Consider the following 12,595-nt stretch of genomic DNA (forward strand, 5'->3'; position numbering starts at 1 on the left):
GCCGGTGGATCGTCGGCGGCGAGAGGTTCTCCACCGTCGAGCCCGCCTGAGCGACGCCGACGGCCGCCCTCCCCCACGCGGGGACGGGCGGCCGTGGTGTGTCCGGAGGAGGGGCGGGCTCAGCCGCCCGGCTCGATGGTGATCTGGTCGACCAGGACCGCGCCGGAGGGCACCGTGAGGGTCACCGTGTTCGGCCCGGCCTGGAACTGCGGCAGTATCCAGGTGCTGTACCAGGCGGAGGTCTGGTCCTTGGGCTGCGGCCCGTAGATCCTGTACGTCACCCCGCTCGGCCAGTCCTTGCCGTTCACCGCGGCCGAGCCCTTGAACTCCGCGCCCGAGTAGTTGTAGTGCACGGTCAGCTTGTACGACCCGGCGGTGGCGATCTCGCCGGTCCAGGTCACCGAGCCGCCCGGCTGGAGCGTCAGGTAGCTGCCGTCGGCCGACTTGGCGCCCTTGACGGTGTTGCCGGAGGGCGCGTTCTGCCCCTGGAGCTGGCCGGCGTCCACGGTCGTCGGTCCGGAGACCGGGGTGGCGCTCGCCGAGGGGGAGCCGCTGGCGGTCGTGGCGGTCGGCCCCGGGGTGGTGGGGGCCGGCGGGGCGGTGGTGGCGGTGCCGCCCTTGCCGGTCTTGTTGTCGTCCGGGTCCCCGGTGGAGAGGGCTATGCCCGCCCCGATCGCTATCGCCGCGACCACGGCCACCGCGCCGATCACCGCGCCCTTGCTCCGGCCGCTGCTGCGCGGCTCCTCCCCCGGCTGCGGCCGGGAGTGCTCGGCGTAGCGGGTCTGCTGGGTGGACGCCGCACCGTACTCGGGCTGCTGCGGCGGGCCGGGCTGGCCGTACGGGGCCTGCGGCTGGCCGCCCGGGTACTGCGGCGGCATGCCCTGCTGGCCGTACGGCTGCTGCTGTTGCTGCTGTGCCCGCGGCGGGTAGCCGTACTGGGCGCGCCCGACCTCCATCGGGCGGCTGTACGGCGTGCGCGGGACCCCCTGCTGCGGCTCGGCCGGCTGCCCGGTGGAACCGTCGGCCGGGCGGTAGAGGTAGCCGAACGGGTCGTCGTCCTGCGGGGCACCGCCCCCCTGGCCCTCGGGCACTCCGTTGCTGCCGGCGGTCGTCACGGTGGTCTGCTCCCCCATCCGGTGCGCCGCCTGCTGCGGGCGGCGCAGATCATGGACGCTGTCGTACCGGGAACCCTACCTGCCGTATGTGACGGCGGGAAAAGAACCCTTGACAACTCACGGGTAACCGGGACCGACCAGGGCCGGCCCGGGCCCGCGGGGGCCGTCCGCCGGCTCAGCCCGCGCGCCGGTGCGAGCGCTCGCCGCGCGCCCCGCGCACCGCCCCGCCCCGGGCCCGCTTCTCGTCGTACATCCGCTCGTCCGCGGTCTGCAGCACCTCCTCGATGCTCATCCCGCAGCCGGCCCAGCCGACGCCGAGGCTCACCCCCACCCGCATCGCCCGTCCGTCGATCCGCATCGGCGGGATGATCGCGCCCCGCAGCCGGTGGGCGAGGTCCTTGGCCTCCTCGCGGCCGATCCCGTCCGCCAGCACCACGAACTCGTCGCCGCCGAGCCGGGCCACCGTGTCGCCGTCCCGGACGGCCTGGCTCAGCCGCCGGGCGACCTCGACCAGCACCGCGTCGCCCGCGTTGTGGCCGAACCGGTCGTTGATCGACTTGAAGCCGTCCAGGTCGCAGAAGAGCACCGCGAGCCCCTTGTCCACCGCCGCCGCCGCGCCCGAGCGGAACGGCGCCGACCAGGCCTCGCCGCCCGGCCCGTACTCGGCCGGGACCACCGCGTGCACGTGCTCCCCGAAGCCCGGGCCGAGCCCGCTCGGCAGCCCCTCGGGCAGGCCGTAGCCGTGCGCCGGCCCGGCGTACCGGTCCGCGCCCTCCGGCCCGTCGTGCGCCGCGTGCGCGCTGTAGGAGTCGGCCGGGTAGCCGTACGGCTGCGGGTAGGCCACCTCGACCTGCCCGCCGGTGGCGCCGACCGGCTGCGGCTGGGCGCAGAGCCGGCGGGCCAGCCGGGCCTTGAGCTCGGCACCGTTCGGCAGCCCGGTCAGGGCGTCGTGGCTGGCCCGGTGGGCGAGCTGGAACTCGTGCCGCTTGCGGTCCTCGATGTCCTCGACGTGGGTGAGCAGGAAGCTCGGGCCCTCGGCCGCGTCCGCGACGATCGAGTTGCGCAGGCAGACCCACTGGTAGCCGCCGTCCCGCCGGGACAGCCGCAGCTCCGCGCGGCCGCTCTCGGCGCTGGTGCGCTCCAGCAGCGCCCGGTCCTCGGGGTGCACGAGGTCGGCGAAGCTCTGCTGGCGCAGCACCGCCCGGGGCCGGCCGAGCAGTCGGCAGAGCGCGTCGTTCACCCTGGTCAGCTGGCCGCGCCCGACGCCGTGCAGCTCGGTGATCGCCATCCCGCTGGGCGCGTACTCGAAGGCCTGGCGGAAGCTCTCCTCGCTGGCCCGCAGCGCCTGCTGCTCCTTCTCCAGGCGGGCCAGCGCGCGCTGCATCTCGGCCCGCAGCCGGGCGTTGCCGATCGCGATGGAGGCCTGCAGCGAGAACATCTCCAGCGCCTCGCGGGTCCAGGCGCCGGGCCGCTTGCCGCTGCGCGGGCGGTCCACCGAGAGGACGCCGAGGAGGTCGCCGCCGGCGCTGTACATCGGGGCGAGCAGCCCGTCGGCGGGGTGCCAGTCGTTGGCGTACACCGGCAGCGGGCCGTCCCCGATCCAGCGCGGGATGTCGCTGGCGACGGCCCAGCCGCGGTCGTACGGCAGGAAGCGCAGGGTGCCCCAGTGGTCGCTGACGCCGAGCAGCCGGTCCCAGGACTCCCGGGAGCCGACCTGGCCGAGCAGGACGGAGGGGCCGCCCATCGGGCTCTCCTCCAGCTCCCAGACGGCCGCCACCACGAGGTCGCCGTCGGGCCGGACGAGGCTGACCGCGGCGGCGTCGAAGCCGAGCCCGTGCACCGCGCCCTCGACCACGGCCTGGAGCGTGCCAGCGAGGCTGCGGGCAGCGTTGAGGTCCGCCACGACCCGGTGCAAGGTGCGGAGGGTCGCGAGACGGACGTACGGCTCCGACTCGGCTTCCATGCGGGGGCTCCCCGGCTGCTTCGGATAGTTCTTGATTGGTTATCGTCCGATTGCCAGAAGAACTGAATCACAGGGAGCACAGCGCTCGGCACGCTCGGTCAGCAATAGGCCATCACTTGTGACTTAAATCACACGAGACTAATGCGCCCTTAATCAGTTCATCTGTCCCGTAGTGGGACATACAGCGCCATCGGAACTTTTCTGGTGGTCGACCGCATTGGCCGCCGACTGAAGCCGACTGCGCCCGCCAGTCCGGTCGCTTCACTCCTGAGGGTGAGTTCGGCCACCGGGCGTAACCCTTCGGCCGGACCGCCGGTCCTACGACCAAGGCCCGATGCCGTTCCTCCCGGGTGACGACTACCGTGCGGTACGTGTACCCGTCGCCGCAGCCCGAAGCTGCCCCCCACGCCACGCCCGACGAGTTCCGGGCTGCCCTCTCCCAGCTCGCCGCCGGCGTGAGCCTGGTGACCGTTCACGACCCGGAGGACGGCGAGGACGTCGGCATGACCGCCACGTCCTTCCTCTCGGTGTCGCTGGAGCCGCCGCTGGTGCTGATCTCGGTCCGCGAGGACTCCCGGATGGACGAGGTGCTCTCCCGGGTGGACACCTGGGCGGTCTCGGTGCTGACCGAGGGACAGAAGACGCTCGGCTCCCGGTTCGCCATGAAGGGCCGGCTCAGCGACCGGCTGCTGTTCGCGGACACCCCGCACCACCGCGGCCCGCGCACCGGCGCCCCGCTGGTCGACGGCGCGCTGGCCACCGTCGAGTGCCGCACCGAGCAGCGGATACCCGCCGGCGACCACACCCTGCTGCTCGGCCGCGTCCTGGAGGCCACGGTGCCCGACCCCGGCGGCCGCCCGCTGCTCTACTTCCGCGGCGGCTACCGCACCCTCGGCTGAGGCCGCGCCGGCTACTCGCCGCCCCGCGGCGCCCGGCGGCCCTGCTTCAGCTCGGAGCGGTGCTTCTTGTTCTCCAGCCGCCGCTGGACCATCCCCCGGCTCGGCCTGGTCGCCCGCCGGGCCTTCGGCGGCGGCGCGCACGCCTCGGTCAGCAGCGCCGACAGCCGGGCCGCGGCCGCCTCCCGGTTGCGCCACTGCGAGCGGAACTCCGAGGCCTGGACCACCAGCACCCGGCCGTCCACCAGCCGGCCGGCCAGCCGCTCCAGCGCGCGCTCGCGCCACACCTCGGGCAGCGCCCTGGTCGAGGCCAGGTCGAAGCGCAACTCGGCCTTGGAGTCGGAGGTGTTGACGTGCTGGCCGCCGGGGCCGGAGGAACGCGAGAAGCGCCAGACGAGCTCGGCGTCGGGGACGACCACCGACCCCCGTACGCGGATGGGCTCGGACATGCGCCCATCATCCCGCGCCCGGCCCGCCCGGTCACCCGGATATCGGTACGCCCCCCGCTTCCGCACCCGGTTACCCCCGGGCGCCCCGAGCCCCGACAATGGCGTACGTGATCGAGCTCGGCTACTCCCTCTCCAACCGCTTCCCCGACCCCCCGCAGACGGACTACCGCACCGCGTCCGTGCACGCCCTGCGGTACGACCTGTTCTGCGGCGACGTCTACCTGGACGGCGAGGGCTCGGAACTGTCCACCGCCTGGGGCTGGGTGCCCGTGCTCGACTTCGCCTGGGCGCTGTGCGACGTCGCCGAACTCCTGGACCGCGACCCGGACGGCGTCCGGGCCGCCCGGGTGCAGACCGCCGACCTCGACTTCACCCAGAACACCGAGCTGCTGCGCTTCGCCCGCCGCTTCAACTGGGTCGAGGTCACCGCCACCTGGCTGCCGGACGAGCCGCCGGTGGTGGTCCGCCACGGCGAGCTGCGGCGCGAGGCCCGGGACTTCCTCCAGGACACCCTGGCCGACCTCTTCGACATGCACCCCGACCTGGCCGACAACCCGAACATCTGGACGCTGCAGGGCCGGTTCCGGCGCATCTGACACGTCCTTTGCCCGGTCTTTGCCCTCCGTTGGGCGCCCACGAAGAATTCACGGCCCCTGCGGAACCAAGCCACCGCGGTATTGCGTTGTCCCGGGAAATAGCGAACGAAGCGAACGAAGGGACTGCAATCGTCATGCCAGTGAGCCTCTCCAAGGGTGGCAACGTCTCGCTGACCAAGGAGGCCCCCGGCCTGTCCGCGGTCACCGTCGGCCTGGGTTGGGACGTCCGCACCACGACCGGCGCCGAGTTCGACCTCGACGCCAGCGCGATCGTCCTGAACGCGGACGGCAAGGTGCTGTCCAACGGCCACTTCGTCTTCTTCAACAACACCAGCACGCCGGACAACACCGTCGTGCACACCGGTGACAACCGCACCGGCGAGGGCGTGGGCGACGACGAGTCGATCAACATCAACCTGGCCGGCCTGCCGGTCGAGGCCGCCAAGATCACCTTCCCGGTCACCATCTACGACGGCACCGCCCGCGGCCAGAACTTCGGCCAGGTCCGCAACGCCTACATCCGCGTGGTGAACGCGGCCGGCGGCGCCGAGATCGCCCGCTACGACCTCTCCGAGGACGCCGCCACCGAGACCGCGATGATCTTCGGCGAGCTCTACCGCAACAACGGGGAGTGGAAGTTCCGCGCCGTCGGCCAGGGCTACGCCTCCGGCCTGGCCGGCATCGCCCAGGACTTCGGCGTCCAGCTCTGACGCACCCGCGGACAACGCCGCGGCGCGGGAAGTCGGTCCGTCCGACTCCCCGCGCCGCGGTTTCTCCGTTTCCGGGGCCCGGCGGGCCTCAGCGCGAGGCGCGCAGCTCCGGCAGCTGGATCAGCTCGGTCTCGTCCTCCGGCGTCAGGTCCACCACGGTCGGCCCGCCCTGCTCCGGCCGCTCGGCCGACTCCGCCGCCCGGGCCTCGGCCACGGCCTTCTCGGCCACCGCCTCGTCGCCCACCACGTCCGCCAGGTCGGCGCGCTCCCCCAGTTCGGCGACGCTGCCCACCGCCGGTGCCGGGGCCGCCGGGCGCGCCGGGGCAGCCGCACCGCGGCCGAAGAAGCTGAAGCCCTGTCCGCGGGCCGGACCGGACTGCGCCGGACGCGGCCGCTGCCGCTCCACCGGCGCGGGCGCCGCGGCCGGCCCGGCCGACGCGCCGCCGAGCTGACCGACCGTCGCGGTCAGCGCCGGACGCACCGGCTCGGGCCGCACCGGCGCCGGGGCCGCCGGAGCCCGCCCCGGGGTCGGCACCGAGGGCGCCACCGGGGCCGGCACGGCCACCGACGCGGCCGGGGCGACCGGCGACTCCTTCGCGGGCTTCCGCAGGGCCACCTCCGCGCCCGCCGTACGCGCCCGCCGGGCCTCCTGCTCCGCCGCGCGGCGCTCCAGCAGCCGCAGCACGGACGCCGCCCGCACGTAGGCGGCCGGGCTGGCCGGGTGCTTCGGACGGCTCGCGGCGAGCGCCTGCTGGGCCGCCTCGGCCTCCTTGAGCGCCTGCTCGGCCACCGCCACGGCCCGCTCGCGCAGCAGCCGGGCGATCTCGGTCTCGGCCTTCGCCAGCCGCGACTTCTCCGCCGTCAGCCGCCGCCCGAACCGGGTGGCCCGCTCCTCGGCGACCTCCGCCGCGTACTCGGCCTCGGCCAGCTGCTCCTCGAACCGCTCCTCGGCGCGCAGCCGCTGGGCCGCGGACGTCTCGGCGGCCGCCCGGGCCGCCTTGTCCCGCTGGCGCAGCAGCAACGCGAAGCCGAGCGTCGCGATCACCGCCGCGACGCCCACCGAGCGCACCAGGACGGTGTCCTGACTGAAAAGCAGAGCGGCCAGTGCGGCGACCAGCAGCACGCCGGCGGCGGTGGGGGGAAAGACCCGGCCGAGGACGGAGGAATGACGGTGGCGTCCGCGAGACATGTCCAAGAAACTAGCGTGCGAATTGGGGGCCTGTCAGCCCAGGGTCCCCTTCCGCCCTTGACAGGGTGCGGTTTTTACCGCACGTGCCCGGATTCTCACGCAAGATCACGAAGAAAGCCCTGCTCAGCGGTGCCGACGAGGCGGACGGTGCCGGCGGGGCCGTCGAGGCCACCGTGACGCCCGGGCGGCGCCCCGGCGCTGCCCCGGCCGCGTCTCAGCGGTGCGACGCCGCCGGACCACCCGGGTCGTCGTGGTTCTCCGGCAGCTTGCACACGTGCTGGATCCAGAGCGCCGCCGCGATCACTGCGGCCCCCGCCAGCACCGCGAGCCCGGCCGTCACGGCCTGGTCCTTGCGGGCCGACACGTCCAGCTCGCCCAGCAGGTAGATCCCGGCCCCCGCGTAGATCCCGGTGACCACCGAGGAGACCAGCGCGCTGGCCTGCCCCAGCACCACCGCCCGGGCCGCCAGCAGCGGGTCGACCCCCTTCGCCCCGGGCTGCCGCTCGCGCACCGCCTTCAGCCGGGCCCGCAGCGACAGCGCGGTCGCCAGCAGGACCACCGCGACCGCCGCCAGCACCACCGGCGCCGCGGCCGGCACCGCAGGCAGCGTGTCCACGGAGGCCCACAGCTTGGAGCCGGCCCAGGACAGCGCCGTCGTGGCGGCGGTGATGCCGATCAGGAGGCGGAGGCGAAGCAGCTTCACTCGGAGGAGGTCCTTCCCGGGTACCCGAACCGGCCGCCCGCCCGGTGGCGCGGCGACGCCAGGCCACCGTACCGGGCCCGGCCGGGCGGGCACCCGCGTGAACGGCGGACACCTACTCGTACGGCCGGGCCCCCGGCCGAGTTCCCCGGGCAACGGCCCCGGTCACCGGCCTCCGGACCTACTCGGGCAGCGTCAGCCCGATGTCCTCGCGGCGCTTCACGCCCTGCGCGTCCGGACCGCCCAGCGCGGTCAGCAGCGCGTCCACCCGCCCGTGCCCGGGCACCTCGGCCTCCGGCTGGGCGTCCAGCCAGGGGGCGAGCACGAAGGCGCGCTCGTGCGAGCGCGGGTGCGGCAGCAGCAGCTGCGGGTCGTCGCTCAGCACGCCCTCGTAGGCCAGGATGTCGACGTCCAGGGTGCGCGGGCCCCAGTGGACGGTCCGCACCCGCCCGAAGGCGTCCTCGATGGCGTTGCCGCGCTCCAGCAGGTCCCGCGGGGGCAGCGAGGTGCGCAGCACCACGACCGCGTTGTAGTAGTTCGGCTGCTCCTCGGGCCCGCCGACGGCCTCGGTCTCGTACACCGCGGAGACGGCCTTGATCTTCAGCCCCGGGGTGTCGGCGAGCGCGTCGACGGCCCCCTGGAGGGTGTCCAGCCGGTTGCCCAGGTTGCTGCCGAGCGCGATCACCGCGCAGCGCTGGCTGTGCAGCGTGGTGTCGGCGGAGTCCACCCGGCTCTCCAGGTCGAACGCGTTCGGCGTGGCGGTCGGGTCACTGGTGCTCATGCGCCCGCCTCGCTTCGCTCAGCAGGGGCACTCACCCATGCGCACCTCTTGATCATCCGCTCGCTTCGCTCGCTCATCGGAAAACGTCCTCTACATCGGATACCGGGCGCGCGGTGGGGGTCATGCGCGGCCCCGGTGGATGGTCACGGTCACGTCGTCGAACGGCACGGTGATCGGGGCGTCCGGCTTGTGCACGGTGACCTCGACCTCCTCGACCGCTTCGTGCTTGAGGCACTGGTCGGCGATCCGCTGGGCCAGCGTCTCGATCAGGTCGACCGGCTCCCCGGCGATGATCGCGGTGACCTCCTCCGCCACCAGCCCGTAGTGCGCGGTGCGGGTGAGGTCGTCTCCGGCCGCGGCGGGGCGGGTGTCCAGGTGGAGCACGAGGTCGACCACGAAGGTCTGCCCCTCGACGCGCTCGCGCTCGAAGACGCCGTGGTGGCCCCGGGCTCGCAGCCCCCGCAGGGTGACGCGGTCCAGCAAACGAATCACTGCTCCCAGTCGGACGGGCCCCGCCCGGAGAAAGGCATGGACGGGCAGGGCGAAGGCGGGCGGCACGCCCGCCACTCCGTTTCGAATCTACCCGCGAGCACGGACAACGCCTGACCGTCCTACCCGGCACGAACCGACGCCACGCGCACCGATATGGCGATTGACGTGAACGTTCGGTGACCACTCGGAAATTCCCGGCGACTTCCCGGCACCGCATTTCCGCAAGTGCCGGAATCAGCTCTCCTCGTCGTCGTCCCCGCTGGTCAGAACGGGTGAACCGTGATGCGACCAGAGCTTCCACCCGGCCGGGGTACGACGGAACAGATTCGTCGACACGACCTTTCCGCCGACCAGCGGCCCGAGTTCCCCCTCCTCCTCCGACTCTCCGCCGGACAGGATGTTCTCGGTGCACGTGACAAGGGCCACATCACCGTGCACCTCGGCCTCGACATCGGTCAGGAAGAACTGGATGTACTCCGTGTTCATCATGATCAGCATGTACGAACGGGTCACCTGGGCCCGGCCGCGGAGCACCGGCCAGCCCGGGTGCACGCACACCACGCCACCCTTGTCGTCGGCGTCCGCGGCGCCCAGCCAGGCGTCCTCGACCGCTTCCAGGTCCCCCCGTTCCAGCGCCTCGTAGAGCCCCTGGTTCGCCGCCAGAACGGCCTCCAGGTCCGCCTCGCGGGCCCGCCCGGCCGTACCGCCGCTCAACCTGCCGTCACCTGTCACAGACCCTCCCTCACCCCAACCGCGCCGCGTGCTGCCAGGCCGCGACCACCCGGACGGCATCCGCCGTGCCGGACACGTCGTGCACCCGCACCGCCCAGGCTCCCGCCCGTGCGGACAGCACCGACACCGCGGCCGTCGCGTCGTCGCGCTCCCGGGCCGGGCGCAGTTCCCCGGTTGCCGGGTCGGCGAGCAGCGTACCCAGGAACCGCTTGCGCGAAGCCGCCACGAGCACGGGACGGCCGAGCGCGGTGAGCGCGTCCAGCCGGCCGAGCAGCGCCCAGTTGTGCTCGGAGGTCTTGGCGAAGCCGAGCCCCGGGTCGAGGATCAGCTGGTCCTCCTTGACCCCGGCCGCCAGCAGCGCGTCCACCCGGTCGGTCAGCTCGGCGACCACGTCCCGCACGACGTCGTCGTAGACGGCCATCCGGTCCATGTCGGCGGACTGCCCGCGCCAGTGCATCACCACGAAGGGCGCGCCGGTCTCGGCGACCACCCGGGCCATCGCCGGGTCGGCGAGCCCCCCGGAGACGTCGTTGACGATCGCGGCGCCGGCCTCGACGGCCCGCTCGGCGACCGAGGCGCGCATGGTGTCCACCGAGACCACCACCCCGGCGTCGGCGAGCTCGCGCACCACCGGGATCACCCGGCGCAGCTCCTCCTCCTCGGGGACCCGCTGCGAGCCCGGCCGGGTGGACTCGCCGCCGACGTCCACCAGGTCGGCGCCGCGGGCCCGCAGCGCGAGGCCGTGCGCGATCGCCTTGGCGGGGTCGTGCCACATCCCGCCGTCCGAGAAGGAGTCGGGCGTGACGTTGACCACGCCCATCACGGCGCAGCGCTCCAGTCGCGGCAGACCGGCCGGCAGGGAGAAGGAGGGCGAATCGTTCATGCTTCCCATTATCGAACGGGGCCCCCGCCGAGGATTCTCGGCGGGGGCCCCGTTCCGTGCCGTCGCGGCCCCGAAGGCCCGCGACGGGCCTCAGGCGGCCTCGGTGACCTCACGGGTCGACGGGACCGGCATCAGCCCCTCGCGCTGGCGCCGACGGCCGAAACGCGGCATCCCGAGCGTGATGAAGGCCTCCGCCTGCATCGCGGCGAAGCCGATCCGCGGCAGGTCCCGGGTGCTCGGGAAGACCAGGAAGCGCGGCTCCCACTCGGGCTGGAACTTGGCGTTGAACTTGTACAGCGACTCGATCTGGAACCAGCGCGACAGGAACACCAGCAGCCCCCGCCAGGCGCGCAGCACCGGGCCGGCGCCGATCCGCTCGCCGCGGGCCAGCGCCGAGCGGAACATCGCGAAGTTGAGCGACACCCGGCGCACGCCCATCGCGGGCACCGCCTGCAGCGCGGCGACGATCAGCAGCTCGTTCAGGCCCGGGTCGGCGGCGCGGTCGCGGCGCATCAGCTCCAGCGAGATGCCGTCCGGCCCCCAGGGCACGAAGTGCAGCACGGCCTTCAGGTCGTCGCCCTCCTCGCCCTCCTCCGGGGCCTTGTGGGCGGTGACCACCACGCAGTCGTCGTCCAGCGGGTCGCCGAAGCGGCCGAGGGCCATCGAGAAGCCGCGCTCGGTGTCGGTGCCGCGCCAGCGGGCGGCGGCGTCGGCGATCCGGTACTTCTCCTCCACGGTGAGCTCGGAGACCCGGCGCACCTGGCAGGAGTAGCCGTTGCGCTCGATCCGCTTGACCATCTGGCGCACGTTGCGCATGGCCCGGCCGGAGAGCGAGAAGGACGCGGTGTCCACGATCGCCTCGTCGCCCAGCTCCAGCGCGTCCAGGCCCGCCTCGCGGGTCCAGACCTCGCCGCCGACCTCGCTGCACCCCATCACGGCCGGCACCCAGGCGTGCTCGCGGGCCTCGGCCATGAACACCTTGATCGCGCCCGGCCAGGCCTCGACGTCGCCGACCGGGTCGCCGGAGGCCAGCATCACGCCGGAGACCACCCGGTAGGAGATCGCGGCCTTGCCGGTGGGCGAGAACAGCACGCTCTTGTCGCGGCGCAGCGCGAAGTAGCCGAGCGAGTCGCGCTCGCCGTGCCGCTTGAGCAGCTCGCGGACCTTCTCCTCGTCCTCCGCGGTCAGCTCGGGCTTCGGCTTGCCCGGGCGCAGCGCCAGGTACGCGGTGGTGAAGGCGGTCAGCAGGCCGAGCCCGCCGAGCAGGTAGGCGACCAGGTCGGACATCCGGACGTTGTTGTACCGGATCGGGCCCTCGAAGCCGAACAGTCCGTACCCGACGTGCTGCAGGCGCTCGGTCAGGCCCGGGTGGCCGATCTCGTACTTGGTCCGGGTGCTCACGATCAGCAGGCCGAGCAGCACGCTGAGGACGCCCATGACGACCAGGTTGACCACCGCCCGCCAGCGGGTGCGCGGGTCGGCCTTGGCGTAGAACTCGCGCTGGTGGACCAGCATCACGGCGAGGACCACCAGCGAGACGACCGCCGGGCCGATCTGGTGCCAGCGCACGATGTGCAGCCCGGCGCTGACCGGCAGCAGCACGCAGACCGCCCGCCAGGCCCGCCGCTTGCGCCGGCGCAGCGCGTGCGCCAGCGGCACCAGCAGGATGCCGACCATCAGCGCGCCGACCGCCGCCAGGCTGGTGGTGCCGCCCGGCAGCTGCCCCGCGAAGGTGTGCACCTTCGTGTGCCGGAGCCTGGGGAACACCGCGCTGGCGATGTCCACGAGCCCGATCAGCAGACAGGCGTAGCCGACCGCTCCGGGGAGCCAGGCCCTCGGGACGGCGGACGCCTGGTTGCGCAGCGTCTGCAGGCCGCGGCGACGGCGCGGCGGCTGCTCGGGGCTCGGCTCAACGGACACGGGAACGCTCATGGAAGCTCAGCGTAGAGGCTGCGGTGCGGTGTCCGGTCACTCCGGGGGAGGACGCGTGATGGACCTTCATGCCTATTCCTTCATCAGGCAATGCGCATACCAAGGACCCGGAAACGGTCGGTAAACCGGGGCCGTGGTCGCGCTGCGGGTTGAGCCG

The 12,595-nt window shown here is 73.5% G+C and carries 13 protein-coding genes; 3 read left to right on the forward strand and 10 right to left on the reverse strand.

The window, feature by feature from the left end:
• Positions 1–119: 119 nt before the first annotated feature.
• Positions 120–1,133 carry a hypothetical protein gene (locus ACFY4B_RS39670; RefSeq protein ID WP_387976249.1) on the reverse strand — a complete coding sequence of 338 codons (1,014 nt, stop codon included), beginning with the start codon at positions 1,131–1,133 and terminating at the stop codon, positions 120–122.
• A gap of 157 nt (positions 1,134–1,290) precedes the next feature.
• Entirely contained in the window at positions 1,291–3,078 is a 1,788-nt protein-coding gene (locus ACFY4B_RS39675; RefSeq protein ID WP_387976252.1) for a diguanylate cyclase domain-containing protein, read from the reverse strand.
• Positions 3,079–3,440: 362 nt separating this feature from the next.
• Between ACFY4B_RS39675 and ACFY4B_RS39680 the strand changes: the two genes are divergently transcribed.
• Complete coding sequence (locus tag ACFY4B_RS39680; RefSeq protein ID WP_369808329.1) at positions 3,441–3,977, forward strand: flavin reductase family protein; 537 nt, start codon at positions 3,441–3,443, stop codon at positions 3,975–3,977.
• 11 nt (positions 3,978–3,988) lie between these two features.
• Here ACFY4B_RS39680 and arfB read toward each other — a convergent pair whose 3' ends face one another.
• Positions 3,989–4,423 (reverse strand): alternative ribosome rescue aminoacyl-tRNA hydrolase ArfB, encoded by a 435-nt coding sequence (gene arfB, locus ACFY4B_RS39685; RefSeq protein ID WP_117489044.1) that lies wholly within the window; start codon positions 4,421–4,423, stop codon positions 3,989–3,991.
• A 98-nt stretch (positions 4,424–4,521) separates the two neighbouring features.
• Here arfB and ACFY4B_RS39690 point away from each other — a divergent pair, with 98 nt between their 5' ends.
• Positions 4,522–5,019: a hypothetical protein gene (locus tag ACFY4B_RS39690; protein ID WP_369808326.1), complete on the forward strand. Its 498-nt coding sequence runs from the start codon at positions 4,522–4,524 to the stop codon at positions 5,017–5,019.
• 134 nt (positions 5,020–5,153) lie between these two features.
• Positions 5,154–5,729: a TerD family protein gene (locus tag ACFY4B_RS39695; protein ID WP_117489042.1), complete on the forward strand. Its 576-nt coding sequence runs from the start codon at positions 5,154–5,156 to the stop codon at positions 5,727–5,729.
• Between the two features lie 88 nt (positions 5,730–5,817).
• Here the strand turns inward: ACFY4B_RS39695 and ACFY4B_RS39700 are convergent, their stop codons facing one another.
• The 7 genes from ACFY4B_RS39700 to ACFY4B_RS39730 all read right to left on the reverse strand — a co-directional run bounded on the left by ACFY4B_RS39700 (position 5,818) and on the right by ACFY4B_RS39730 (position 12,438).
• A complete protein-coding gene (locus ACFY4B_RS39700; RefSeq protein WP_387976256.1) occupies positions 5,818–6,918 on the reverse strand; it encodes a hypothetical protein in 1,101 nt (366 codons plus the stop codon).
• Between the two features lie 214 nt (positions 6,919–7,132).
• A complete protein-coding gene (locus ACFY4B_RS39705) occupies positions 7,133–7,621 on the reverse strand; it encodes a DUF3180 domain-containing protein (protein WP_049654061.1) in 489 nt (162 codons plus the stop codon).
• A gap of 178 nt (positions 7,622–7,799) precedes the next feature.
• The gene (folK, locus tag ACFY4B_RS39710; protein WP_049654060.1) at positions 7,800–8,399 is read right to left on the reverse strand and encodes a 2-amino-4-hydroxy-6-hydroxymethyldihydropteridine diphosphokinase; all 600 of its coding nucleotides are present in this window, start codon (positions 8,397–8,399) and stop codon (positions 7,800–7,802) included.
• A 120-nt stretch (positions 8,400–8,519) separates the two neighbouring features.
• Positions 8,520–8,879 carry a dihydroneopterin aldolase gene (folB, locus tag ACFY4B_RS39715; protein ID WP_049654068.1) on the reverse strand — a complete coding sequence of 120 codons (360 nt, stop codon included), beginning with the start codon at positions 8,877–8,879 and terminating at the stop codon, positions 8,520–8,522.
• A 246-nt stretch (positions 8,880–9,125) separates the two neighbouring features.
• Positions 9,126–9,605, reverse strand: coding sequence for a nuclear transport factor 2 family protein (locus tag ACFY4B_RS39720; RefSeq protein ID WP_049654066.1), 480 nt, complete (start codon positions 9,603–9,605; stop codon positions 9,126–9,128).
• A 28-nt stretch (positions 9,606–9,633) separates the two neighbouring features.
• Complete coding sequence (folP, locus tag ACFY4B_RS39725) at positions 9,634–10,506, reverse strand: dihydropteroate synthase (protein WP_049654059.1); 873 nt, start codon at positions 10,504–10,506, stop codon at positions 9,634–9,636.
• A gap of 90 nt (positions 10,507–10,596) precedes the next feature.
• Positions 10,597–12,438: a phosphatidylglycerol lysyltransferase domain-containing protein gene (locus ACFY4B_RS39730; protein ID WP_380741892.1), complete on the reverse strand. Its 1,842-nt coding sequence runs from the start codon at positions 12,436–12,438 to the stop codon at positions 10,597–10,599.
• Between the last annotated feature and the right edge of the window lie 157 nt (positions 12,439–12,595).

The sequence above is a fragment of the Kitasatospora sp. NPDC001261 genome (assembly GCF_042896795.1).
In the GTDB taxonomy this organism is placed as follows: domain Bacteria; phylum Actinomycetota; class Actinomycetes; order Streptomycetales; family Streptomycetaceae; genus Kitasatospora.

What these genes read in the sequence shown, in the direction of transcription:
- ACFY4B_RS39670 (WP_387976249.1), bottom strand. Translation starts at nt 1,133, where the DNA reads ATGGGGGAGCAGACCACCGTGACGACCGCCGGCAGCAACGGAGTGCCC.
- ACFY4B_RS39675 (WP_387976252.1), bottom strand. Translation starts at nt 3,078, where the DNA reads ATGGAAGCCGAGTCGGAGCCGTACGTCCGTCTCGCGACCCTCCGCACC.
- arfB (WP_117489044.1), bottom strand. Translation starts at nt 4,423, where the DNA reads ATGTCCGAGCCCATCCGCGTACGGGGGTCGGTGGTCGTCCCCGACGCC.
- ACFY4B_RS39690 (WP_369808326.1), top strand. Translation starts at nt 4,522, where the DNA reads ATGGCGTACGTGATCGAGCTCGGCTACTCCCTCTCCAACCGCTTCCCC.
- ACFY4B_RS39695 (WP_117489042.1), top strand. Translation starts at nt 5,154, where the DNA reads ATGCCAGTGAGCCTCTCCAAGGGTGGCAACGTCTCGCTGACCAAGGAG.
- ACFY4B_RS39700 (WP_387976256.1), bottom strand. Translation starts at nt 6,918, where the DNA reads ATGTCTCGCGGACGCCACCGTCATTCCTCCGTCCTCGGCCGGGTCTTT.
- folK (WP_049654060.1), bottom strand. Translation starts at nt 8,399, where the DNA reads ATGAGCACCAGTGACCCGACCGCCACGCCGAACGCGTTCGACCTGGAG.
- folP (WP_049654059.1), bottom strand. Translation starts at nt 10,506, where the DNA reads ATGAACGATTCGCCCTCCTTCTCCCTGCCGGCCGGTCTGCCGCGACTG.
- ACFY4B_RS39730 (WP_380741892.1), bottom strand. Translation starts at nt 12,438, where the DNA reads ATGAGCGTTCCCGTGTCCGTTGAGCCGAGCCCCGAGCAGCCGCCGCGC.